The sequence below is a fragment of the Pantoea sp. SM3640 genome (assembly GCF_015654165.1).
Lineage (GTDB): Bacteria > Pseudomonadota > Gammaproteobacteria > Enterobacterales > Enterobacteriaceae > Pantoea > Pantoea vagans.
The window spans coordinates 2,320,568-2,344,976 of the sequence record NZ_CP064872.1; the positions used below are offsets into that span (position 1 = coordinate 2,320,568).

Below are 24,409 nucleotides of genomic sequence, written 5' to 3' on the forward strand. Positions count from 1 at the left end.
GCTTTTTTCCGTTATCAGGTCAGTCTGAGAGCATCGGGCCCAGCGGTTCGCCGCCCAGCAGATGCATATGGATGTGATAGACCTCCTGACCACCATGTTGATTGCAATTCACAATCAGCCGATAACCATTCTGATCGATCCCTTCCTGACGGGCGATTTTCGCTGCGGTGGTAAACATACGTCCCAGCGCATGCTCATGGGCCGCTTCCGCCTCGTTGACCGTTGGGATCAGCACATTTGGCACGATTAAAATATGGGTCGGTGCTTTAGGCGAAATGTCACGGAAAGCCGTAACCAGTTCATCCTGATAAACCACATCAGCGGGGATTTCGCGGCGGATAATTTTACTAAAAATGGTTTCTTCAGCCATGGTGCAATTCCTTGAGCCTGAGTCGTAATCAATCAGTATGCGGGAGAAATTTGTTTTCTTTCAACCTCAGTACCACTTTTCTTGCATTGTTCGCCTGCCTTTGCAGCAGCTCCTCTCCTCTGTCACCTGAACAGCATTCCAGATGCTCGCAAGCTGCCTGCCATACCACTAAAATGAAACGCTGTTTTATAAATTAGAATTTCGCCACCCTTTTCTTTATATGGCTGCCACTTCAGCCCAGGCGTTAGCCAAATTGCGAAGGTTTAGCCGCCCGGTCAGCTCTACTTTGCTAACCAGTCCGGGTGAGAAGTCCGGCGTCACCAGGGATATACCGCCATATAACATCAAGGAGCATTAGCCATGCGCTCACGTAAAATTGGTCTTGGCCACTATCTGGCCTATGGTTCCGGAGATTTTCTCGGAGCAGGCACCACGGCGCTCACAGCCGCCTGGTTGCTCTATTTTTATACCACCTTCTGTGGATTAACCCCGATTCAGGCCACCTTAATCTTTGCTACCGCTCGCGTGCTGGATGCCGTGGTCAGCCCGCTCATGGGCTTTATTACCGACAACTTTGGCTCAACCTGGCTGGGCAAACGCTTTGGCCGCCGCAAATTCTTTATCCTGTTAGGCATACCCTGTGTATTCAGTTATAGCCTGATGTGGGTCAGCGACATGAGCTTCTGGTGGTATCTCTGCACTTACCTGCTGTTTGATATCGTCTACACCATGATCCTGGTACCTTATGAAACGCTGGTCCCGGAAATGACTGACGATTTCAAACAGAAAACCCGGTTCTCCGGCGCGCGTATTGGTCTGGCGCAGCTCTCAGCCATTCTGGCCGCATTTTTACCCGGCATTTTACTGGGTATGCTGGGCAAAGATAATCCCGACTCCTTTTTCTACGCCAGCCTGGTGTTCTCGGTAATCTGCGCACTGGTGCTGACGCTGGTGTGGTGCTTTACCTGGGAACGTCACCCGGATGATTTCTCTGCCGAGTCGCGGCGTGCTGAGCAGGAAAAACAGCAGCTGACGCTGATGCAGAACCTTAAACGGCTCTATGTTGAGCTGGCCTCAACTTTACGTATTCGCATCTTCCGCCAGCACCTTGGCATGTATCTCGGCGGCTATATCGCCCAGGATGTGTTTAATGCCGTCTTTACCTGGTATGTGGTGTTTGTGCTGATGCAGAGTGCTCAGGTTGCCTCCAGCCTGATGGGCACCATGGCAGTGCTGCAGTTTATTGCTGTGATGGCGATGATCCCGCTCTGTATCCGCATGGGGCCTGCACCTGCCTACCGTCTGGTGGCCATCCTGTTTGGCCTGGCGTCGCTATCCTATGCCGGATTGTGGTATGCCGGCATGAACGACAATATGTCACTGCTGTTAGTGATCTCTGCCCTGGCAGGTCTGGGACGTGGCGGCATTAACTATGTGCCATGGAACACCTACACCTATATCGCGGATGTCGATGAGGCCATCACCGGTCAGCGCCGTGAAGGCATTTTTGCCGGCATTATGACCCTGACGCGTAAAGCGTCGCAGGCGGGTGCCGTCATGCTGGTCGGTATCGTGCTGCAGCTCTCTGGTTTTGTCTCTGGCCAGGCAACCCAGGTACCCGGCGTCAGCCACACCATCCTGGCGATCCTGAGTATCGGTACAGTGGCCGTTCTGGCCTGCGGCTTTATCGTGTCACTGCGCTTTAAACTTAATCTGCAGACCCATACTGTCCTGCGCCAGGAAACGCTGAAAATGCGTGAAGCGGACCGCATCGTGCCGGAAAGCATCACCCCGGAAGCACGCGGGATAGTTGAAACACTGGCTGGCATGCCTTACGAAAATCTGTGGGGCAACAATAACATTGGCTTCCTTAACCGGAATAAGCCAGCGCCGGAAAAATTGTCCGCGCATCCCTCTTTACACCCTTCTATAAACTCGACCTTAAAACGACAGGAATAAACCATGACTGTATTTCCCGTTAAACACAGCAAATTATTGTGCCAACCTGAGCATCTGCTGCCACGCAGCGAACTGGTACAGCTGATTCAAAAGCTGACACAAAATCTGGTTAACATCACCGATGAGACAGGCGAATTTTTATTGCGGCTGGACGATGGCCGGGTGATTGATACCAAAGGCTGGGCGGGTTGGGAATGGACACATGGCATCGGTCTGTATGGCATGTTGCACTACTATCAGCAAACCGGCGACCAGCAGACGCTGGCGATCATTGATGAATGGTTCACTGAGCGTCTGGCGGAAGGAACGCCGACCAAAAATGTGAATACCGTTTGTCCTTTTCTGACGCTGGCTTACCGTTATGAAGAGACCGGTAACCCGGCCTGGGTGCCGGTACTTGAGCGCTGGGCTGAGTGGGTCATGTATGAAATGCCGCGCACCGAACAGGGCGGCCTGCAGCACATCGTCTATAACAATGAAAACACCCAGCAGCTCTGGGACGATACGCTGATGATGAGCGTCATGGCGCTGGCCAAAATCGGCCAGTTGCTGAAACGCGATGAGTGGGTGGAAGAAGCGAGCTATCAGTTCCTGCTACACACCCAGTATCTGATGGATCGTGAAACCGGCTTATGGTTCCACGGCTGGAACTTCGACGGTCGCCATAACTTTGCTGATGCACGCTGGGCGCGTGGCAACAGCTGGGTGACGATTGTGATTCCTGACTTCCTGGAGATGATGAACTGGCCTGAGCATCACGCGACCCGCCGCTTCCTGCAGCAGGTTCTGGAGACCCAGGTCAAAGCGCTTAAGGCCTGTCAGCACAGCAGCGGCTTGTGGCACACTCTGCTTGATGACCCGAACAGCTACCTGGAAGCCTCTGCCACGGCAGGATTTGCCTATGGCATTCTGAAAGGGGTTCGCAAGCGCTATCTCCCCGCGGAGTATCTGGAGGTAGCAGAAAAAGCGCTGCGCGGCGTGATTGCGAATATCGATGACGATGGCGAGCTGAAACAGGTTTCCTTTGGAACCGCGATGGGCAGTGACCTGGACTATTACCGCACTGTTCCTCTCACCTCAATGCCTTACGGTCAGGCGATGGCCCTGCTCTGCCTGACTGAGTACTTGCGCGTTTACCTGTAACACGCGCCCCAAAAAAAAGCCCCGCTAAGCGGGGCTTTTTCATTTCGCTGAATCATTACATGCTGCGGATGTAATCATCCATATCGGTTTTCAGGTTATCGGATTTAGTCCCGAAAATTGCCTGCACACCGGAACCGGCTACCACCACGCCACGGGCGCCGAGGTTTTTCAGTTCAGTCTGATCCACTTTAGCCACATCAGCGACGCTGACGCGTAAACGGGTGATACAGGCATCCAGGTTAGTGATGTTCTCTTTACCACCAAACGCCGCCACCAGTTTGCCCGCCATCTCTGTACCGGTCGCGGTAGATTGCTCGCTGTTGCTGCTCTCTTCACGGCCAGGCGTTTTCAGATCCAGTTTGGCGATCAGCACGCGGAATATGGTGTAGTAAATCAGGCCGTAGATGATACCGATAATCGGGAACAGCCAGATTTTGCTGCTGTTGCCGCTCAGCACGATAAAGTCGATAAGACCGTGTGAGAAGCTGGTGCCATCACGCATACCAAGCAGGATACAGATTGGGAATGCCAGACCTGCCAGCAGCGCATGGATCACATACAGGATCGGTGCGACGAACATGAATGAGAATTCAATCGGTTCGGTGATACCGGTCAGAAATGCGGTCAGCGCAGCGGAGATCATAATACCGCCCACTTTAGCGCGATTTTCAGGCTTCGCTGAATGCCAGATAGCAATCGCTGCCGCTGGCAGACCGTACATTTTGAACAGGAAGCCGCCTGAGAGTTTACCTGCGGTCGGGTCACCCGCCATATAGCGTGGGATATCACCGTGGAACACCTGACCTGCCGCATTGGTGTATTCACCAATCTGCATCTGGAAAGGAACGTTCCAGATATGATGCAGACCAAACGGCACCAGTGCGCGTTCGATTACGCCATAAATACCAAAGGCGACAACCGGGTTCTGATAGGCCGCCCACTGCGAGAATTCCTGAATCGCGGAACCAATCGGTGGCCAGATAAAGGAGAGCAGCACGCCGAGAATGATAGCGGCCAGACCGGAAATAATCGGCACAAAACGTTTACCGGCAAAGAAGCCCAGATATTCCGGCAGTTTAATGCGATAGAAGCGGTTGAACATATAGGCGGCGATGGAACCCGCGATAATACCGCCCAGTACCCCGGTGTCGGCGAGGTGTTTAGCCTCGATCTCTGCCGCAGGCATATGCAGCACCAGCGGCGCAACCACCGCCATGGTTTTCACCATGATGCCATAGGCAACAACTGCTGCCAGCGCCGAAACGCCATCGTTATTGGTAAAGCCCAGCGCCACACCGATAGCAAAAATCAGCGGCATGTTGGCGAACACCGATCCACCCGCTTCTGCCATTACATGCGAAACCACTGCAGGTAACCAGCTAAAATTGGCTGAACCGACCCCTAACAAAATACCGGCTATCGGCAGAACCGATACCGGCAGCATCAGCGATTTACCGACCTTTTGAAGGTTGGCAAAAGCATTTTTGAACATAGCGTGAAGCTCCTGAGTATGAGTGCATATTTGCGCAATGCGCATGGCAAAGAGGGAGGATTCTTTGCCGGGCTGGCGGTGACCGCCTTTTGATTTATTACGAAGGGTAAAATAAATCCCCTTTTGTTACTTTGATGGCTATCACGTTTCGACAATCACAGGGGCGCACTTTACGAAATTTCTCACTGACGTGCATCGGTAATTGACGATAAAACGCTGACCCTGTCTGAAAAAACAGGGTCATATAGGCAGGTTACAGATTAATTACAGAGGCTGAAATAAAAGCCGATCAGGCGCCGAGCTGGCTCATCGGGATATGGAACAGCGTTGAGAAATTTTGCGTGGTAGCGGCAGCCAGCGTTTCCACATCGACACCTTTCAGTACCGCCAGGTAATCGGCAACATCGCGCGTATAAGCAGGCTGATTCTCTTTGCCACGATACGGCACGGGTGCCAGATAAGGTGAATCCGTTTCCACCAGCATCCGGTCCAGCGGCACATAACGCGCAGCTTCGCGTAGCTGTTCAGCATTACGGAAGGTGACGATCCCGGAAAAGGAGATATAAAAGCCCATATCGAGCAGCTTAGCGGCGGTGGGCTGATCCTCAGTGAAACAGTGCAGCACGCCGCCGCAGCGCTCAACCTGCTCTTCTCGCAGAATCGCCAGCGTATCTTCGCGCGCATCACGGGTGTGGACGATGATCGGCTTATTCAGCGCGATCCCGGTTCGGATATGTTCCCGGAATGAGCGCTGCTGCTGATCTTTGGTCTCTGGCTGATAGTGATAATCCAGCCCGGTTTCACCGAGCGCTACCACCTGAGGATCGGCAGAGAGCCGGCGAAACTCTTCAACGTCATAAGCCTCTTCCTGATTCAGCGGATGCACGCCGCAGGAGAGCGCAATATTTTTCCGCTCGCCGACCAGGCTCTTCAGGGTATGGAAACCCGGCAGCGTAGTGGCGATAGCCAGCATAAATTTCACATCACGTGCCGCCGCTTTAGCGATCACATCATCAAGGTCACGATGGTTCTTTTCATAATCCAGGCCATCGAGATGGCAATGGGAATCCACAATAAACATAATTACTCTCAGATAGGTTTAGCCGACCAGCGCAGGCTTCTGTTGGTCCGCCCAGCTCAGAAGCTGATCGGTCAGCAATAATTCGCGATTCACTGACGCCACATGCAGTAACTGCTCGCGACAGCGCATCCATGCCAGGGTACTGCTGTTGAGTGCGCAGGCTGAAAAGCATCCGGCCAGCAACTGCACCACATCCTGGCGGTCAATATTACTCAGCCACTGACCTGCATTTTGCTGCCATTTCATCGCATCCAGAAGCAAAGAGAGCAGCCAGCCGATACGTGCTGCCGCATCGTCAGCATTCAGCGCAGGTAACAGTTGCAGGATGTCCTGCTGCAATGCCGCGGGCAGCGCATCGCAGAGCTTTTGCCGCGTCTGCCACGGCCCGTTTTCCAGCAGGCTCAGCGCCGCCCCCGGCGCGCCGGCGCTCAGGCGTAGCGCCGCCAGCAGCATCTGTTCATCGTGCGAGGACTGCTTCTTCAGCCAGAGCAGGCTTTGTCCTTCATCGGGCGGCGTCAGATGCAGCGTCATGCAGCGACTGCGCAGTGTGGCCAGCAGACGTGACGGATCGCGGCTGCTGAGGAAGAACCAGCTGTTGGCTGGCGGCTCTTCCAGCGTTTTCAGCAGGGCGTTAGCGGCCGCTTCCGAAAGCTGTGCAGCATCCGGCAGCCAGACCACTTTCGCGCCGCCCTGTTGGCCAAAGTGATACATTTTTTCTGTCACCTGCCGCACCGCATCGATGCCCAGGGTACTTTTGCCCTTCTCCGCCTCTAACCGATACCAGTCAGGGTGAGTATTAGCCTGCATCAGCTGGCAACCGTGGCACGATCCACAACTTTTCAGTCCATCCGGCTGCTGGCACATCAGCCAGCGACTCATCCCCCAGACCAGCGCGTCATCGCCCATGCCAGCCATCGCCTGGATCAACAGCGCATGATGCGCGCGATTCTCCTGATGCTGGCCAATCACCTGGCGATAAGGCTGATTCAGCCACGGATACCAGTTCATCACGCCTGCTCCGCCAGCCAGCTCGCCAGCGCCACCTGAAGTGACGCTGTCACCTCGGTCAGCGACTGAGTGGCGTCGATGATCAGGATAGTGGAATCTTCTGCAGCAAGGGCCAGATAGCGCGCTCGGGTACGTTCAAAGAAGCGCAGCGACTCCTGCTCAATACGATCCAGCTCACCGCGCGCACGGGCGCGCTGCAGACCGATCTCAGGCGTGACATCAAGATAGAGCGTCAGATCGGGACGAAAATCGCCTAATACCGCATCGCGCAGCGTCTGCATCAGTCCGCTGTCAAGACCCCGACCGCCACCCTGATAAGCCTGCGAGGAGAGATCGTGACGATCGCCGATTACCCAGGCACCGCGAGCCAGCGCCGGTTTTATTACGGTCTCTACCAGCTGAACCCGCGCTGCATAGAGCATCAGCAGTTCGGCTTTATCCGTCACCTGCTCACCTTCAATACCCTGCTTAACCAAAACCCGAAGCTGTTCTGCCAGCGGCGTACCGCCAGGCTCGCGGGTAAAGACCAGATCACTGATACCACGGGCATGCAGTGTAGCGACAATGGCGTCGCGCGCGGTGGTTTTTCCGGCGCCTTCCAGGCCTTCAATGACGATAAACTTACTGTTCATTTTTTTCCTTCAGCGTCTGCCGGTAGACCTGCACCGCCTTGTTATGGCTGGCGAGGTTGGTGGTAAACGTATGTCCGCCCTTGCCGTCTGCAACAAAGTAGAGATAGTTCGTTTTCTCGGGATGGGCCGCTGCCTGCAATGAGGCTTTGCCCGGCATCGCGATCGGTCCAGGCGGCAGGCCATTAATAATATAGGTATTGTACGCGCTGGCCGTCTCAAGATCTTTGCGGGTCAGTGTACCGTTGTAGCTGTCACCCATGCCATAGATCACTGTGGGATCGGTCTGCAAACGCATACCTGTGCGCAGGCGATTAATAAACACCGAGGCCACGCGCGCGCGCTCTTCGCTGACGCCGGTCTCTTTCTCAATGATCGAGGCCATGGTCACCAGATCTTGTGGCGTTTTGTAAGGCAGATTATCCGCCCGTCCCTGCCACACCTCATCGATGGTTTTCTTCATCCGAGCATGCGCACGTTGCAGCAGCGCCATATCAGTCGTGTTGGCGGTGTAGAGATACGTGTCCGGAAAGAAGTTGCCCTCCAGTTGCTCTGGCTCCACGTTGAGTGCGCTGGCAAGGGTGGCGAACTGATCATCTTTCAGAGTGTGGCGGATATAGGGCGCTTTACGCAGCTCGCTGAGCCACTCTTTCAGCCTCTGCCCCTCCACAAACCGCACAGGGAACTGCGCCTCTTTACCACTGGCCAGCAGCTGTAACAGCGCGCGCACGGTCATGGTCGGTTCAAGGCGATAGGTGCCCGCCTTAAAGGTCGCCAGCTCCGGCTGCAGACGCAGCAGCGCGCCAAACCAGATACTGTGCGGAATGATGTTTTTCTCTTCCAGCTGCGCCTGGAGTGCGACCCGGCCTGTACCGGCTGGCAATGTGTAGATAGTTTCCTGATTAATGGTCAACGGGGTGGCCGCAAACTGCTTAACCTGCCAGTAACTCAGCACAGCCGCGAGACCCACAATCGCCAGCAGGCTGACGAGAATTTTTTTGCTTCGAATCATGATGCATCCATTATCTTTTTACAGCTAGCGTGCAACTGATTAAACAGCGAGCGCTCAGTAAACTGTACGGCTTCTATCTGTCGGACCGGCAGAACCGGCATCAGCGCGTTACATATCACCACTTCATCAGCATCCAGCAGCTGTGCCGGTTCGCTTTTTATCACCTGACAAGCGTGACCTGCTGCTGCAAGTTGCGCCATCAGACTTCGCCGCATAATGCCGTCCACGCCTGACGCGGATACATCGGGCGTAAAAATTTGTCCGCCCTGCCGCCAGAATAAATTGGCCGCACAGCATTCCACCACCCAACCTTCAGTGTCAAGCACCAGCGCCTCGTCAGCGTCTGTCTGGTCAAGATGAGCCCGAATCATCACCTGCTCCAGACGGTTAAGGTGCTTGATACCGGCAAACTGCGGGTTTCGCGCCAGACGAACCGGACTCAGCCGGAGTGAAGCACCATGCTGCTGTAACCCGGCGTAGTGTTGCGGCCAGGGCGCTAATGAGACGATGCGCGTGGGTTCACCACAGCCCAGGCGGCTATAACCCCGTCCGCCGCTGCCCGCGCTGATGATGATTTTCAGCACTGCCTGCGCCTGCTCCTGTGCGGCCTGTCTCATCTCAGCCTCCAGCTGATCCCAGTCGACGCCGCCGATCCATAACCGCTCGCAGCCTGCTTTAAGGCGCAGCAGATGGCTCTCCAGCAGCAGGATTTTACCCTGAAGGACGGCGGCGGTGGTAAAGCAGCCATCGCCGAACTGCATGCCGCGGTCGCTGGCAGCCAGCGTCGATTGTTTGACTCCGTTAATCCACATCATTCTCTCCTGAGCGTGAGACGTGATTTCAGCGCATTTTGCAGGATAAAAAAAGGCCCGCATCGCGGGCCTTTTTAGCAATCTGCAACGATTACACTTTACGGAAGATCAACGAACCGTTGGTTCCGCCGAAACCGAAGGAGTTACACAGCGTGTACTCCAGTCCAGGAACCTGACGCGCGGTGTGCGGCACGAAGTCGAGATCGCAGCCCTCATCCGGATTGTCCAGGTTAATGGTCGGTGGAACGGCCTGGTCGCGCAGTGCCAGAATCGAGTAAATCGATTCTACCGCACCTGCGGCACCCAGTAAGTGTCCGGTCATTGATTTGGTTGAGCTGACCATGACGCTGCTGGCTGCTGCCCCAAAGACCGATTTCACCGCCTGCGCTTCAGCTTTATCACCGGCTGGCGTGGAGGTGCCGTGTGCGTTGACATAGCCGATCTGCTCTGGCGTAAGCTGAGCATCACGCAGCGCATTGATCATTGCCGCCGCTGCACCCGAACCATCTTCTGGTGGTGACGTCATGTGGTAGGCATCGCTGCTCATACCGAAACCTACGATTTCTGCGTAGATTTTCGCACCACGTTTCTTCGCATGTTCGTACTCTTCGAGCACCACAATGCCAGCGCCGTCACCCAGCACAAAACCATCACGATCTTTATCCCACGGGCGGCTGGCCGCTTGCGGGTTGTCGTTACGGGTTGAGAGGGCGCGTGCTGCACCAAAACCACCGACGCCTAATGGCGTGCTGGCTTTCTCTGTGCCACCCGCCAGCATCACGTCAGCATCGTTATAGGCGATGATACGTGCGGCATGACCGATGTTATGCACACCAGAGGTACAGGCTGTCGCGATAGAGATGCTTGGACCTTTCAGGCCATACATGATGCTGAGATGACCCGCCACCATGTTAACGATGGTTGAAGGCACAAAGAATGGGCTGATTTTACGCGGGCCGCCGTTGACCAGTGAGGTATGATTCTCTTCAATCAGACCTAAGCCACCGATGCCGGAGCCAATTGCTGCGCCCATACGGCTTGCATTTTCATCGGTAATAACCAGACCGCTGTCCTGCATGGCCTGCATACCGGCCACAATGCCGTACTGGATGAAGGCATCCATCTTGCGCTGATCTTTGCGCGAGATGTAGTCATCACAATTAAAATCTCTTACCAGACCTGCAAAACGGGTTGCATAAGCACTGGTATCAAAATGGTCGATCAGGGTAATGCCGCTCTGACCGGCAAGGAGAGCACTCCAGGTAGACTCTACGGTATTGCCGACAGGAGACAACATGCCAAGACCAGTCACAACTACACGACGCTTAGACACGTTCGTCCTCCAGGGAGGGGAAATAGGGAACTATGTGGGACAAACAAAAAAATCAGGCGGTCGAGCGACCGCCTGAAGATATTCATTAGCCTTTATGGCTATTGATGTAGTCGATCGCTGCCTGAACGGTAGTGATTTTCTCAGCTTCTTCGTCTGGAATCTCAGTATCAAACTCTTCTTCCAGAGCCATCACCAGCTCAACGGTATCAAGAGAATCGGCACCCAGGTCTTCTACGAAAGATGCAGAGTTGGTGACTTCTTCCTCTTTCACACCCAGCTGCTCACTGATGATTTTCTTAACGCGTTGTTCGATATCGCTCATACTATTTAATTTCCTATCAAAACTCGCTTACGCGATGGTTTTCGTAGTGTATAAAATGGTGAAAAAGATGCAACAAAATCCCGGCTGGTCGAACCACGATTTTGCGTTATTTTGCGGTTTTAACCGCAAATAAAGCAAATGATTTCGTGATTTATCAGACCATGTACATTCCGCCATTGACGTGCAGCGTTTCACCTGTGATGTAGGCTGCTTCGTCAGAGGCTAAAAATGCCACAGCATTGGCGATTTCCTGTGCGTCGCCTAAGCGACCCGCAGGGACTTCCGCCAAAATACCGGAACGTTGATCTTCGTTCAGTGCCCGCGTCATGTCAGTCTCAATAAAGCCTGGAGCCACGACGTTGACGGTAATGCCACGTGACGCGATTTCGCGCGCCAGTGATTTGCTAAAGCCAATCAAACCCGCTTTTGCTGCTGCGTAGTTTGCCTGGCCCGCGTTACCCATGGTGCCAACAACGGAACCAATGGTGATGATACGGCCCACGCGTTTTTTCATCATGGCACGCAGGACCGCCTTAGAAAGGCGGAATACCGATGTGAGGTTAGTATCCAGGATATCCTGCCACTCATCGTCCTTCATGCGCATGAGAAGATTATCACGCGTAATGCCTGCATTATTGACTAAAATATCCACTTCGCCAAATTCAGCGCGAATATTCTCTAAAACGCTGTTAATTGAATCAGCGTCAGTCACGTTCAGTAACAGGCCTTTACCCTTGTCGCCAAGGTAAGCACTGATGGCGTCGGCGCCACTCTGGCTGGTTGCAGTTCCTACCACTTTGGCACCACGTGCCGCCAGGGTTTCTGCAATCGCACGACCAATGCCGCGACTCGCGCCGGTAACCAGCGCAACTTTACCTTCAAAGCTCATGATTTTCCTCTTATTCCTTACCGAGTGCAGCCGTCAGGGATGCTGTATCGTTAACGGCAGCCGCTGTCAGGGTATCGACAATACGTTTGGTCAGACCGGTCAGGACTTTACCTGGACCCATCTCCAGCAGCTGTGTCACGCCCTGTGCCGCCATCGCTTCCACGCTCTCGGTCCAGCGAACCGGGCTGTAGAGCTGACGAACCAGCGCATGACGGATGGCCGCAGCGTCAGTTTCCGCTTTCACATCGACGTTATTGATCACCGGCACCGCTGGTGCATTAAACGTAATGCTCTCCAGCGCAACCGCCAGTTTATCAGCGGCAGGCTTCATCAGTGCACAGTGAGAAGGCACGCTGACCGGCAGTGGCAGGGCACGCTTAGCGCCCGCAGCTTTACAGGCAGCGCCTGCACGCTCAACGGCTTCTTTGTTACCCGCAATAACCACCTGGCCTGGCGAGTTGAAGTTAACCGGTGAGACAACCTGGCCCTGCGCGCTCTCTTCACAGGCTTTGCGAATAGCCGCGTCATCCAGGCCAATAATCGCCTGCATTGCGCCGGTGCCTTCTGGCACCGCTTCCTGCATCAGTTTGCCACGCAGTTCTACCAGCTTCACTGCGTCAGCAAAGTTAAGCACACCCGCACAAACCAGCGCCGAATATTCGCCCAGGCTGTGACCGGCCATCAGGACAGGCTGTTCACCGCCCTGCTGCTGCCAGACACGGTAGATGGCCACAGAGGCAGCTAACAGCGCAGGCTGAGTCTGCCAGGTTTTGTTCAGCTCTTCAGCCGGACCCTGACTCACTAACTGCCACAGGTCATAACCCAGCGAGTCAGAGGCTTCACGGAAGGTCTCTTCTACCAGCGGATAGGTTGCTGCTAATTCAGTCAGCATGCCCACGGTCTGTGAACCCTGACCTGGAAAAACAAATGCAAATTGCGTCATCTTCTGTTCCTGTCAATCAAAAGCGAACCAGCGCAGAACCCCAGGTGAATCCACCACCAAAGGCTTCCAGCAGAATAAGGTGTCCGGGTTTGATGCGGCCATCACGAACCGCTTCATCCAGTGCGCTTGGCACCGATGCAGCAGAGGTATTGCCATGGCGATCCAGTGTGACGACCACTTTGTCCATGGTCATACCGAGTTTTTTCGCGGTAGCGCTGATAATGCGCAGGTTCGCCTGATGCGGAACCAGCCAGTCCAGCATTTCACGATCGAGATTATTAGCCTGCAGCGTTTCATCAACGATGTGGGCCAGTTCGGTGACGGCGACCTTGAAGACTTCGTTACCTGCCATGGTGACATAGGCGGGCTGATCCTGATGGGCACGATCCTGATAAGGCAGCGTCAGAAGCTGCGCATAGCGACCATCAGCATGAAGGTGAGTAGAGATAATCCCCTGCTCTTCACTCTGGCCCAGCACGACCGCACCCGCGCCATCACCAAACAGGATGATGGTGCCGCGATCTTCCGGATCCAGCGCGCGCGCCAGGACATCAGCGCCGATAACCAGAGCATGCTTAACTGCGCCATTTTTGATGTATTGATCGGCTACGCTCAGTGCATAGGTGAAACCCGCACAGGCGGCAGCAAGGTCAAATGCCGCGCAATCTTTAATCTCCAGCATTTGCTGGATCATGCAGGCGGAGCTGGGGAAAGCATGGCTGGACGAGGTTGTGGCGACAATAATCAGCCCAACATCGTTCGCCTCAATGCCTGCCATTTCAAGCGCGCGTTGCGCCGCGCTGAATCCCATGGTGGCGACGGTTTCGTCAGGCGCAGCAATGCGACGCTCACGGATGCCGGTACGGGTAACAATCCACTCGTCCGACGTCTCCACCATTTTTTCCAGATCGGCATTGGTGCGAACCTGGTTGGGCAGATAACTGCCCGTACCGATAATTTTGGTATACATCTAGGCTTTGTCACTCCTGGCTAATACAGCATCAAGGCGCGCAGCAATTCGCTCGGGAATTTGCTGCCTCACCGCCTGCTCTGCCTGTTCTATCGCCACGGCGAAGGCGTGTTGATTTGCTGCGCCGTGACTCTTGATCACTGTTCCGCGCAATCCTAACAGACAAGCGCCATTGTACTGGTCAGGGTTGAGTTGCCCGAAGCGTTTCGCCAGACGTTTCTGGATTAAGCGCCCCAGCAACTGAAGCCACCATGACCGTTTTTTACCTTCCCCTGATGACTTCAGCAGAGAAAGAAACATTCTTACCACGCCTTCCATCGTCTTCAGCGTGACGTTTCCGACAAAACCGTCACAGACCATTACATCCGTTTTGCCGGTGAGCAGCTCGTTACCTTCGAGGTAACCAATATAGTTGATTTGCGGTGATTCTCGCAGCACTACTGCGGCATCGCGGATGGTTTCCAGCCCTTTGGTCTCTTCATGACCAATGTTGAGCAACGCGACACGGGGCCGTGGAATACCAAGCACATGCTCAGCCATCACCGACCCCATCACAGCAAACTGCACCAGCATCGCACTGTCTGAGCCCACATTCGCACCCAGATCCAGCACCACGGTTTTACCCTGTTGCTGATGCGGTAAAACGGACATCAGCGCCGGACGCTTAATTCCATCCAGCGGTTTTAATAAGAGTGTCGACAGCCCCATCAGCGCACCGGTATTGCCGGCGCTGATGCAGGCCTCTGCACGTCCCTCTTTCACCATCTCCAGTGCCACGCGCATTGAACTGCCGCGACTGTTCCGGATGGCCTGAGCGGGCCGCGCATCACTTGCAATAACCGATTCGGCAGGGATCACCTGCAAACGCCCCGTCAGGGAGGAATCCGCTTTGGCAAGCAATGGCGTGAGAGTGTCGGGATGTCCGACCAGAAGAAGGAATAGTTCCGAATGAGAGGCCAGTGCCTGCAATGCTGCAGGCACTGTCACGCAGGGACCGAAGTCCCCGCCCATGGCATCAATCGCCAGGGTCAAACGTGTCAAGGTATCGCCTTGCTAAGCAAGAAACTTACTTAACGATAACCTTGCGACCGCGGTAGTAACCGTCCGCAGTGATGTGGTGACGCAGATGAGTTTCGCCAGAAACTTTATCTACTGACAGAGCAGCAGTGGTCAGCGCATCGTGTGAACGACGCATACCACGCTTAGAACGGGTGGGTTTATTCTGTTGTACGGCCATGGACCTTACTCCTATTACTTACGCTTTAAACTGGCTAATACGGCAAATGGATTTGGTTTCTCCGCCTCTGCAGGCAGTTTGCCAAAGACCATGTCCGCCTCGGACACTTCACAGTGTTCAGAATCGTGCACCGGAACGACCGGCAGCGCGAGAATCAGTTCATCCTCGACAACCGCCAGCAGATCGATTTCACCAAACTCGTTGACATCGACCGGCTCGTACGCTTCCGGTAATGCTTCGGCCTGCTCTTCAGAAGAGACAGGGCTGAAGCAATAACTCACTTTTACGTGATGGGGAAAGGTCTGGTTGCAGCGCTGACAACGTAACGTCACCTGTACTTCAGCAGTACCCGTCAGTACCGCCAGACGTTGGTTATCAACCGCAAACGACATGGCACAATCCACATCACTGTCCACACTAACGACCGACTCGGCCACACGCTCCACCTGAACAGATGTGTAGACACCTTGATAATCAAGGCGCTTCTGAGCGGTGCGGACAGGGTCCAGCGTTAGGGGTAATTTTACCTTTTGCATAGGGCGCGCATATTAACTTTGTAATGTCATAGAGTCAAAGAAAAAGGCCGTTAAACAGCATCTTTCAACCACTATTCGCATCCAGTGCGGCGCACAGTTTAAAATGACTGTCACCAATTCGCTATCACTATTGAAAAAAAATGACGCCATCGATTCTTTTAGCTTCAACCTCGCCCTTCCGGCAGGCATTACTGCGCAAGCTGGGCCTGCCTTTTATTGCCGCTGCGCCTGAGGTGGATGAGTCACCGCAGCCCGGTGAAAATGCCGAAGCACTGGTGATTCGTCTTGCCGTGGCGAAAGCGCAGGCGCTGGCTGGAACCTATCCCCGCCACTGGATAATCGGCTCAGATCAGGTCTGCGTGCTGGATGGCGCGATCGCCGGTAAACCACACACGGCTGAGAATGCGCGGGCGCAACTGCGTGCCGCCAGCGGTCAGGCGATTACCTTTTACACCGGACTGGCGCTGTTTCATCCGGCCAGTGGCAGGCTGCTGCAGTGTTGCGAACCCTTCGTGGTGCATTTCCGCACCTTGACCGACGCTGAAATCGCCGGATATGTGGAAAAGGAGCAGCCGCTGCAGTGTGCAGGCAGTTTTAAAAGTGAAGGTCTGGGAATTTGTCTGTTTGACCGGCTGGAGGGGCGCGATCCTAATACGCTGGTCGGGCTGCCGCTGATTGCGCTCAACGGGATGTTGCAGCAGGCCGGCATCAATCCTTTAACGGAGTGATGCCGGGGAACCGTTATGCTTTCAGCTGACGCAGCTTATTCAGGCACTGCTTCAGGCCCTCATCCAGTGGTGCTTCGACACGCATGACTTCGCCAGTGGCGGGATGGGTAAAGGTCAGTGCCGCTGCGTGCAGGAACAGGCGTTTCAGACCGGTTGATGCCAGTTGACTGTCAAAGTCACGTTCGCCATAGCGATCGTCGAAGGCGATGGGATGACCAGCATGCAGCGTATGTACACGAATCTGGTGGGTGCGTCCGGTGACCGGACTGGCTTTCACCAGTGTGGCAAACTCAAACCGCTCTTCCACTTTAAAGCGGGTTTCAGAGGCTTTACCTTCGCTGCTGACGCGCACGACACGCTCACCGCTCTGGAGAATATTTTTCAGCAGAGGAGCCTGAACGACCTTCAGATGCGACGGCCAGTTGCCGCGTACCAGGGCCAGATAATCTTTCTGCATCCCCTTTTCACGCAGTTGCTCATGCAGTGAACGCAGCGCCGAGCGTTTTTTTGCGACCAGCAGAATGCCCGAGGTATCACGATCCAGGCGATGCACCAGTTCCAGGAAGCGCGCTTCCGGGCGCAGCGCACGCAGCCCTTCAATCACCCCGAAACTGAGCCCGCTGCCGCCATGCACGGCCGTGCCGGACGGCTTGTTCATCACCAGCAGCGACTCATCCTCAAAGAGGATAGCGTCCGCCAGCGAAGCGACCTTCGCCAGCTTAGGTGATACGGCGTCTTCATCGCGCTCCGCGACCCGGACCGGCGGAATGCGAACCTCATCCCCCTCCTCCAGCTTGTACTCTGGCTTGACGCGCTTTTTATTCACCCGCACCTCGCCCTTGCGTACGATGCGATAAATCATGCTCTTTGGCACACCCTTGAGCTGGGTGCGCAAAAAGTTATCAATACGTTGTCCGGCATTTTCAGCCGTGATGGCGACAAAATGTACGCCGGGATTCTCTGTTTTCATGGCGGCGATTCTAAATAGTGTCCCCTGATAGCGCCACCCCTTTTTCTGTGCTTAACTCTGGGGTTGATGTGATGGCAGGTCGCTTCTCTGCTGGCTTTTTCAGCAAACCGCTGCTTTGTCCGACACATTAGCAAGTTAAATGTAAAGAAACTTCACAAGCTGGCTAAAGTCGCCTTGCTATATGAAGGTTAGCAATGGAATAATGCCTGAGTTTCTTAACTGAAGCATTTCAGAGCAGAAACCGAGCGAAATTGTCATTTTGCCGGATTGAGCAGACACGCAGCAATGGCGTAAGACGTAATGCGAAATCAGGCACTTAGCGGGCTGCGGGTTGCGGCCTGGACAACAGTATGGGATGCACGGGTTTTCATTATTCTCTCAGGCATTTCCACTATCTGGTGCTGTTTTCCCTTATGAAAAACAGGCCACCGACGTTATTTGCGCCCCTCGCGCGGTCGACAGCCGTGAGGCTGACGACATTGCACTAAGTCACGGGGCCATCGGTTGATACTCGTCCAGGGTAACTATGCCCGCAGCTGTAATCACTCATGAAAGAATAACGAGTAAGTCACGATGAAAAGAATGTTAATAAACGCAACTCAGCAGGAGGAGTTGCGCGTTGCCCTGGTTGACGGTCAGCGTCTGTACGATCTGGATATCGAAAGTCCTGGACACGAACAGAAAAAAGCCAACATCTACAAAGGTAAAATCACTCGCATCGAACCCAGCCTTGAAGCTGCGTTTGTCGATTATGGCGCAGAGCGTCACGGTTTCCTCCCGTTAAAAGAAATTTCCCGCGAATATTTCCCCTCCAGCTATAACGCACATGGTCGTCCGAATATTAAAGACGTGCTGCGTGAAGGCCAGGAAGTCATTGTTCAGATCGATAAAGAAGAACGCGGCAACAAAGGCGCTGCGCTGACAACCTTTATCTCTCTGGCGGGCAGCTACCTGGTACTGATGCCGAATAACCCACGTGCAGGCGGTATCTCTCGCCGCATCGAAGGTGACGATCGTACCGAACTGAAAGAAGCCCTGTCAGCGCTGGATCTGCCGGAAGGCATGGGCCTGATTGTGCGCACTGCCGGCGTTGGTAAATCTGCCGAGTCGTTGCAGTGGGATTTAAGCTTCCGTCTCAAACACTGGGAAGCGATTAAGAAAGCCGCTGAAAACCGCCCTGCTCCGTTCCTGATCCATCAGGAGAGCAACGTGATTGTGCGTGCCTTCCGCGACTATCTGCGTCAGGACATCGGTGAAATCCTTATCGATAACCCGAAAGTGCTTGAACTCGCGCGTCAGCATATCGCGGCGCTGGGTCGTCCGGACTTCAGCAGCAAAATTAAGCTCTACACCGGTGAAATCCCGCTGTTCAGCCACTATCAGATCGAATCGCAAATCGAATCCGCCTTCCAGCGTGAAGTCCGCCTGCCTTCCGGTGGTTCGATTGTGATCGACAGTACCGAAGCGCTGACCGCTATCGATATCAACTCAGCTCGCGCCACGCGTGGCGGTGACATCGAAGAGACGGCCTTCAACACCAACCTTGAAGCGGCCGATGAGATTGCCCGTCAGCTGCGCCTGCGTGACCTGGGCGGCCTGATCGTTATCGATTACATCGATATGACGCCGGTACGCCATCAGCGCGCCGTTGAGAACCGTCTGCGTGAAGCTGTCCGTCAGGACCGTGCCCGTATTCAGATCAGCCACATTTCACGTTTCGGCCTGCTGGAGATGTCCCGTCAGCGTCTGAGCCCGTCATTAGGTGAATCCAGTCATCACGTCTGCCCACGCTGTAGCGGCACCGGCACCATCCGTGATAACGAGTCACTGGCGCTGTCCATTCTGCGTCTGATTGAAGAAGAAGCGCTGAAAGACAACACCAAAGAAGTTCACGCCATTGTTCCGGTTCAGGTTGCTTCTTACCTGCTGAATGAAAAACGTGAAGCGGTTAACGCGATCGAAAAACGCCAGGGTGGCGTTCGGGCAATCATCGTTCCTGATGACAAGATGCAGACCCCGCACTACTCCGTACTGCGCGTACGTAAAGGCGAAGAGACGCAGACCCTGAGTTATCATCTGCCGAAGCTGCATGAAGCCGAAATGGCGATGCCATCGGAAGAGGAACATGCTGAGCGCCGTCGTCCTGAGCAGCCTGCTCTGGCCGCCTTTGTGATGCCTGATGCGCCTCCTGCGCCGGTAGAAGTTGAGCCAGAAGTGAAGCGCACTGAAGCTCAGCCAGCAGCAAAATCAGCCCCGACTGTTGCTGCACCAGCGACCGTCAGCACCGGTTTCTTCGGGCGTCTGCTTGGCGGCCTGAAAAAAATGTTCGCTGGCGAAGAAGCGCCTGCTGCTGCACCAGTGGCCACTGAGGTTGCTGAACCGCAGAAAGCGACTGAAGAGCAGGAAAGCAACAGTGGTCGTGGCGAGCGCCGCAGCAACAATAACAACCGTCGTAACAACAATCGCCGTGAACGTACGCCGCGTAACGGTGACAATGCACAGTCCCGTGAAAGCCGTGAACCACGCGAAAGTCGCGAGCCGCGTGAAAGCCGTGAACCGCGCGAAAGTCGTGAGCCACGTGAAAGCCGCGAGCCGCGCGATGGCAACGACAACCGTCGCAACAAGCGTCAGTCTCAGACGGGTGAAGTGCGCGAAGAGCGTCCGGCACTGAGCGAAGAAGCGCGTCAGCAGCGTGATGAGCAGCAGCAACAGCGCCGTGAACAGCGTGCTGAACGTCAGCGTCGTCGTCAGGAAGAGAAACGTGCCGGTGAAGAAGCGGCCAAAGCCGCTGAGCAGCCAGCCGTCGTTGCTGAAGCTCTGGACGTCACTGAGGCGCAGGATGATGAACGCGTTCAGGTTATGCCGCGTCGTAAGCCGCGTCAGCTTAACCAGAAGGTGCGTGTGGATGATAACCGTCCGCCTATGCCAGCCGAAGCCAGCGACATTGCCCAGCCTGCTGAAGTGCGTCAGTCACAGCCAGCTGACGTTGCTCAGACACAGCCTGAGTTCCAGGCTTCGCAGAGTGACGAGCAGGATGACAACGACAGCCGTGATAACGCCAATATGCCGCGTCGTTCACGTCGTTCACCACGTCATCTGCGCGTCAGCGGACAGCGTCGTCGTCGTTACCGTGATGAGCGTTACCCGACGCAGTCAGCTATGCCACTGGCCGCTGCCGCTGCTTCACCTGAAATGGCATCTGGCAAAGTCTGGATTCGCTATCCGGTGAGCCAGGCCAGCGAAGAGCAGGTTCAGAATGTAACGCATGAGACGCCAGCTTATAACAGCGAAGAGATCGCAGACGCGACCCCTGCGCTGCCGGTTGCTGCCGCCGTTGAATCGGTTGCTCAGGACGCGCCAGTGCAACAGGCCGAGCCGCAGGCAGAAACGCCGGTGGCGATGGTCAACACTGACGATACCCGTGCTATCGACGCCCCGGTTGATGAGCAGCCTTCTGTTGTTCCGGCTGCTGATGAAGCCAAAGCGGAAGCTGTAGCGGCTGAAGCTGTGCCTGCTGAGCCGGTCACCGAAACAGTGGTGGTAACGCCAGCTGCTGAGGTTTCACAGCCTGTCGACGTTGCACAGTCTGCCGACGTTGCTGAGCAGTCAGCTACTGATGTCAGCGAAGCGATCGCAGCAGAGGTGGAAGAAGTGCTGAACGCGCCGGTTGCTGCTAACGCTGAAATCGCGCCAGTCAGTGAACCTCATGCGCCGGTTGCCGCGCGTGATGTCGCGCCTGCAGCACCGGTAACGGCGGTCGAGTCTGTCTCATCAGCGCCGGCTGCTGAAGCGGTGCCAAATGACGGTACGCGCTGGAAGCACTATGCCTCTGCGCCGATGACTAAAGCGCCTGCGCCGGTCTGGCAGTCAGAACCCGCTCCGCACAGTGACTGGGTACGCGCGCCGTATGAGTTCGACGGTCGCGGTTCTGCGGGTGGTCATAGCGCCACCCATCAGGCCACTGCCCCGGCGACAAAGCCGTAACGCATAAGCTGTTGTGAACTGAACCCCGGCCTGAAAGCCGGGGTTTTTTTATGGCATCAATTCAGTCCGCAGGCAGACAAAGAATTAATACCGCCCCGTTTACGTCGTCAGCCATCAGGAAAGACGGCGTCAGTCATTTTGGCCGTAACAAAGTGCGGGAAGCATCAGGCATGCATGGATACGGGATAACGTCAGGTGTGGAAGCAGAAAAGCCACGCAGGCAGGCTTTATGACAAATCGCCCTGCCACCAGCTGAATTACAGGCAAAAAAATCCCACTCTCCTTTAGCAGGAGGGTGGGAAAAAGTAAGCGCATCCGGTTAAAGTACGCTCAAAATTTCAGGTCAGACTACGAATTCATCTGAAACAGAGACATCTTGGACATATCAGTGAAGGTCTTATAAGAGGCCTGAAGTGCTGTCTGCTGCATGGTATAGCTGGACGCCGCTTCCGTTAAATCCACGTTAACCAGGTCACTCATCTGCGAGTCATAAATCACACTACGGTCATCGCCCTGCGCATTCAGCGTATCAATCTCTGACAGCTGAGTACCAATCTCAGAACGCACCGTTAAAACATTATTCAGTGAGTTACCCAGGCCGCGGTTGGTTTTATCCATCGCATCCTGGAAGGTCTGTTTGGTTGCAGCGTCCGCATCATCCTGTGGCACTTTCAGTGCCGCAATGGCGCTATCCAGCATTTTAAACACGTTGGTTTCACTGGCGCTGCCATCCGGCTCCTTAGTGGCATTGCCGGAGATTGCCATAAAGATATTGTCACCGGTATGTCCCACGGTCATGGTCCGGCTGGTGTCAACCTTCTGGGTAATCGCATCGGTGCCGCCTGCGTAGCTTACGCCGGTGCCCGCCGTATCCACAAACGGCGCGCTGTCGGTTTTATAACCGGCAAAAATATAGCGGCCATTGGCATCCTGACTGTTTGCCTGGTTCAGCAACTGGGCGCGAATACCTTCCAGCTGGGTGGCAATCGATCCACGGTCACTATCGCTCAGGGTACCGGTTGAACCGTTGACGATCAGTCCTTGTGCAGCAATGATCCCATCGGTGACGCCTTTCAGCGTATTCTCTTCCAGTGACAGGCCCTGCTCGGCAAAGGTACGCGCCAGCGCATATTGTTTGCCCTGCTGCTGGGTTTGTGACAACACCACAGCACGGGACGCCGCAATCGGATCGTCCGAAGGATTATTCACACGGCGGCCGCTGGAGAGCTGCTCACCTGATTTCAGCCAGGAGGCCTGTGAGTCAGTGATGCCACGCACCTGCTGCTCAAAAATCATATTTGTACTGATTCGCATGTTATCTCCTGCCCTTAGCGAATATTGATCAATGCATTAAACACGGTGCTGGCAGTCTGCAGCACCTGCGCATTGGCCATGTAATATTGCTGATATTTAGTCAGGTTGGCGTACTCCTCATCGAGGTTTACGCCAGAGACCGATTGCTGGCGCTCAGTCAGCTGACTGACCACGCTTTTCTGTGTATCGCTGGTGGTTTCCAGTGAACTGGTTTTATTGCCCACGCTACTGACGATGGTCGCGTAAGCCTGTGACAGCGTGGCATTGCCGCCGACCAGCTTCGCGTCCTGCAGAGCCAGCAACTTTTGTGCATTGCGGTTATCACTCTCACCGCCTACGGCACCTGCTGCGGCCACCTGAGATTCATTGGTGATGGCGACGGACATGTCGTTAACCACATTCTGGACCGGCTTCACCAGGAAGCTGTCTTTAGCGGCAGGTGCAGGCGTGGCGCCAACGGTCAGTTTCAGGCCGTCAAAGCTCAGCGTGGTATTGCCACTGGCATCGGTACTCTGCGTGATGGCGGCTGCGGTGCTGTCAGAGGCACGCGTGGCAGTCCAGTTCGTGCCGTCAAAGCTGACGTTATAGTTAGTGGCTTTCAGCGCGCTGGTATCGGTCCACTCTGCAGTAACCGAGGCAGCGGTGCTGTTTTTGCTGTTGCTCACGACCAGCGGGCTGCCGATATTAAAGAAATCGACGCCCTGGTCGCCGTTGCTGTCAAAGCCCTGCTTGTGGACATCGTTAAAGCTGGTAGTAAACGCAGCCGCTAACTGACCCAGCTGATTCTGTGCCAGATCCAGATCCTGAGTACGGAAGGCCAGCAGACCGCCCAACGAACCCGTGGTGATCAGTTTTTCCGGGATCTCAACGTTGCCCGCCTGCTTATCGACATAGCCAATAGTGGTGCGCGTCGGATCGCTGCTGGAATTCATCGCCACCAGATCGTGAGATTTGTCGCCATTCACCAGCGTCAGGCCATTCGCCATCGCGACGGTATAGCCGCCGCCATCCTGCTGCGATACGGTCACGCCAACCACGTTATTCAGGGTATTCACCAGCTGATCGCGCTTATCGAGCAGATCGTTGGGTGCGGCACCGTTGGCGGTACTCAGTTTGCCAATCTGCTTGTTAAGATCGGCAATCTGGCTGGTAATCGTGTTGACCTGCTTGATGCTGGAACCGATATCCGCATTGACGCTGTTCTGCATATTGTTCAGGTATTGCGCTGAGGTCTGGAACTGACTGACCAGACCCTGGGCATTGCTGAGCATTGATTGCCGCGCGGACGGATCGTTGGCGTTGCTCACCACGTTCTGCAGGTTGGTAAAGAAGCCCTGCAGCGAGGTCGACAGGCTGGTCGTCGAGGTCGACAGCAGGTCGTCAATGTTTGAAATCTGACTGTGCTGAGTGCTTACCGCGCTGTAGTTCGCGCTGGAACCGCGCAGCTGCGTAGCAATGAACGCATCATATTCACGTTGTACACCGGTGATATTCACGCCGTTACCATAATAGCTGTTGCCCTGCAGGGTACTGTTCGCCTGCGCCAGTACCGTGGTCTGACGTGAATAGCCCGCCACGGTGTAGTTAGAAATGTTGTTACTGGTGGTGCTCAGAGCGGCCTGCGCGGCACTCAATCCGCTCATCGCGGAGTTAATTATGCTGGACATCTCGGTTCCT

22 protein-coding genes are annotated in these 24,409 nt (G+C 55.0%); 4 read left to right on the forward strand and 18 right to left on the reverse strand.

All coding sequences use genetic code 11. The annotated features are described in order from the left end of the window. Nucleotides 1-19 precede the first annotated feature (19 nt). The gene (gene hinT / locus IV493_RS10750; RefSeq protein ID WP_013357465.1) at nucleotides 20-370 is read right to left on the reverse strand and encodes a purine nucleoside phosphoramidase; all 351 of its coding nucleotides are present in this window, start codon (nucleotides 368-370) and stop codon (nucleotides 20-22) included. A 360-nt stretch (nucleotides 371-730) separates the two neighbouring features. Here hinT and IV493_RS10755 point away from each other — a divergent pair, with 360 nt between their 5' ends. Together IV493_RS10755 and IV493_RS10760 are read left to right on the forward strand one after the other, a co-directional pair. Next, nucleotides 731-2,329 carry an MFS transporter gene (locus tag IV493_RS10755; protein ID WP_095707377.1) on the forward strand — a complete coding sequence of 533 codons (1,599 nt, stop codon included), beginning with the start codon at nucleotides 731-733 and terminating at the stop codon, nucleotides 2,327-2,329. 3 nt (nucleotides 2,330-2,332) lie between these two features. Next, entirely contained in the window at nucleotides 2,333-3,472 is a 1,140-nt protein-coding gene (locus IV493_RS10760; RefSeq protein ID WP_147788388.1) for a glycoside hydrolase family 105 protein, read from the forward strand. A gap of 55 nt (nucleotides 3,473-3,527) precedes the next feature. Here the strand turns inward: IV493_RS10760 and ptsG are convergent, their stop codons facing one another. The 14 genes from ptsG to yceD all read right to left on the reverse strand — a co-directional run bounded on the left by ptsG (nucleotide 3,528) and on the right by yceD (nucleotide 15,736). After that, complete coding sequence (ptsG, locus tag IV493_RS10765) at nucleotides 3,528-4,964, reverse strand: PTS glucose transporter subunit IIBC (protein ID WP_013357462.1); 1,437 nt, start codon at nucleotides 4,962-4,964, stop codon at nucleotides 3,528-3,530. Nucleotides 4,965-5,253: 289 nt separating this feature from the next. Continuing rightward, nucleotides 5,254-6,045: a metal-dependent hydrolase gene (locus tag IV493_RS10770; protein ID WP_013357461.1), complete on the reverse strand. Its 792-nt coding sequence runs from the start codon at nucleotides 6,043-6,045 to the stop codon at nucleotides 5,254-5,256. Between the two features lie 18 nt (nucleotides 6,046-6,063). Further along, on the reverse strand, nucleotides 6,064-7,053 hold the full coding sequence (gene holB / locus IV493_RS10775) for a DNA polymerase III subunit delta' (protein WP_147788390.1): 990 nt from the start codon (nucleotides 7,051-7,053) through the stop codon (nucleotides 6,064-6,066). Continuing rightward, entirely contained in the window at nucleotides 7,053-7,685 is a 633-nt protein-coding gene (tmk, locus tag IV493_RS10780; protein ID WP_195857131.1) for a dTMP kinase, read from the reverse strand. Before tmk ends, holB begins: the two co-directional genes overlap by 1 nt. Beyond that, nucleotides 7,675-8,694 carry an endolytic transglycosylase MltG gene (mltG, locus tag IV493_RS10785; protein ID WP_195857132.1) on the reverse strand — a complete coding sequence of 340 codons (1,020 nt, stop codon included), beginning with the start codon at nucleotides 8,692-8,694 and terminating at the stop codon, nucleotides 7,675-7,677. Before mltG ends, tmk begins: the two co-directional genes overlap by 11 nt. Next, entirely contained in the window at nucleotides 8,691-9,506 is an 816-nt protein-coding gene (gene pabC, locus IV493_RS10790) for an aminodeoxychorismate lyase (protein WP_195858179.1), read from the reverse strand. Before pabC ends, mltG begins: the two co-directional genes overlap by 4 nt. 91 nt (nucleotides 9,507-9,597) lie before the next feature. Next, complete coding sequence (gene fabF, locus IV493_RS10795; protein WP_033782642.1) at nucleotides 9,598-10,839, reverse strand: beta-ketoacyl-ACP synthase II; 1,242 nt, start codon at nucleotides 10,837-10,839, stop codon at nucleotides 9,598-9,600. Between the two features lie 85 nt (nucleotides 10,840-10,924). Next, entirely contained in the window at nucleotides 10,925-11,161 is a 237-nt protein-coding gene (acpP, locus tag IV493_RS10800) for an acyl carrier protein (protein ID WP_003849865.1), read from the reverse strand. A gap of 154 nt (nucleotides 11,162-11,315) precedes the next feature. Then, nucleotides 11,316-12,050: a 3-oxoacyl-ACP reductase FabG gene (gene fabG / locus IV493_RS10805; RefSeq protein WP_013357455.1), complete on the reverse strand. Its 735-nt coding sequence runs from the start codon at nucleotides 12,048-12,050 to the stop codon at nucleotides 11,316-11,318. Nucleotides 12,051-12,060: 10 nt separating this feature from the next. Further along, nucleotides 12,061-12,993: an ACP S-malonyltransferase gene (fabD, locus tag IV493_RS10810; protein ID WP_195857133.1), complete on the reverse strand. Its 933-nt coding sequence runs from the start codon at nucleotides 12,991-12,993 to the stop codon at nucleotides 12,061-12,063. A gap of 16 nt (nucleotides 12,994-13,009) precedes the next feature. Beyond that, nucleotides 13,010-13,963, reverse strand: a complete 954-nt coding sequence (locus IV493_RS10815; RefSeq protein ID WP_147788394.1) for a beta-ketoacyl-ACP synthase III — start codon at nucleotides 13,961-13,963, stop codon at nucleotides 13,010-13,012. Next, a complete protein-coding gene (gene plsX, locus IV493_RS10820) occupies nucleotides 13,964-15,004 on the reverse strand; it encodes a phosphate acyltransferase PlsX (protein ID WP_013357452.1) in 1,041 nt (346 codons plus the stop codon). It lies immediately after the preceding gene. Nucleotides 15,005-15,029: 25 nt separating this feature from the next. After that, on the reverse strand, nucleotides 15,030-15,200 hold the full coding sequence (gene rpmF, locus IV493_RS10825) for a 50S ribosomal protein L32 (protein WP_003849870.1): 171 nt from the start codon (nucleotides 15,198-15,200) through the stop codon (nucleotides 15,030-15,032). A 14-nt stretch (nucleotides 15,201-15,214) separates the two neighbouring features. Further along, nucleotides 15,215-15,736 carry a 23S rRNA accumulation protein YceD gene (gene yceD / locus IV493_RS10830; RefSeq protein ID WP_008925931.1) on the reverse strand — a complete coding sequence of 174 codons (522 nt, stop codon included), beginning with the start codon at nucleotides 15,734-15,736 and terminating at the stop codon, nucleotides 15,215-15,217. Between the two features lie 140 nt (nucleotides 15,737-15,876). Between yceD and IV493_RS10835 the strand changes: the two genes are divergently transcribed. Continuing rightward, complete coding sequence (locus tag IV493_RS10835; RefSeq protein ID WP_013357451.1) at nucleotides 15,877-16,464, forward strand: nucleoside triphosphate pyrophosphatase; 588 nt, start codon at nucleotides 15,877-15,879, stop codon at nucleotides 16,462-16,464. A gap of 13 nt (nucleotides 16,465-16,477) precedes the next feature. Here IV493_RS10835 and rluC read toward each other — a convergent pair whose 3' ends face one another. Next, nucleotides 16,478-17,434, reverse strand: a complete 957-nt coding sequence (rluC, locus tag IV493_RS10840; protein WP_013357450.1) for a 23S rRNA pseudouridine(955/2504/2580) synthase RluC — start codon at nucleotides 17,432-17,434, stop codon at nucleotides 16,478-16,480. 573 nt (nucleotides 17,435-18,007) lie between these two features. On the opposite strand from rluC, the gene rne reads away from it, so the two are divergent. After that, a complete protein-coding gene (gene rne / locus IV493_RS10845) occupies nucleotides 18,008-21,418 on the forward strand; it encodes a ribonuclease E (protein WP_195857134.1) in 3,411 nt (1,136 codons plus the stop codon). A gap of 348 nt (nucleotides 21,419-21,766) precedes the next feature. Here rne and flgL read toward each other — a convergent pair whose 3' ends face one another. After that, entirely contained in the window at nucleotides 21,767-22,732 is a 966-nt protein-coding gene (flgL, locus tag IV493_RS10850; RefSeq protein ID WP_195857135.1) for a flagellar hook-associated protein FlgL, read from the reverse strand. Nucleotides 22,733-22,746: 14 nt separating this feature from the next. After that, nucleotides 22,747-24,399, reverse strand: coding sequence for a flagellar hook-associated protein FlgK (flgK, locus tag IV493_RS10855; RefSeq protein ID WP_095707387.1), 1,653 nt, complete (start codon nucleotides 24,397-24,399; stop codon nucleotides 22,747-22,749). Between the last annotated feature and the right edge of the window lie 10 nt (nucleotides 24,400-24,409).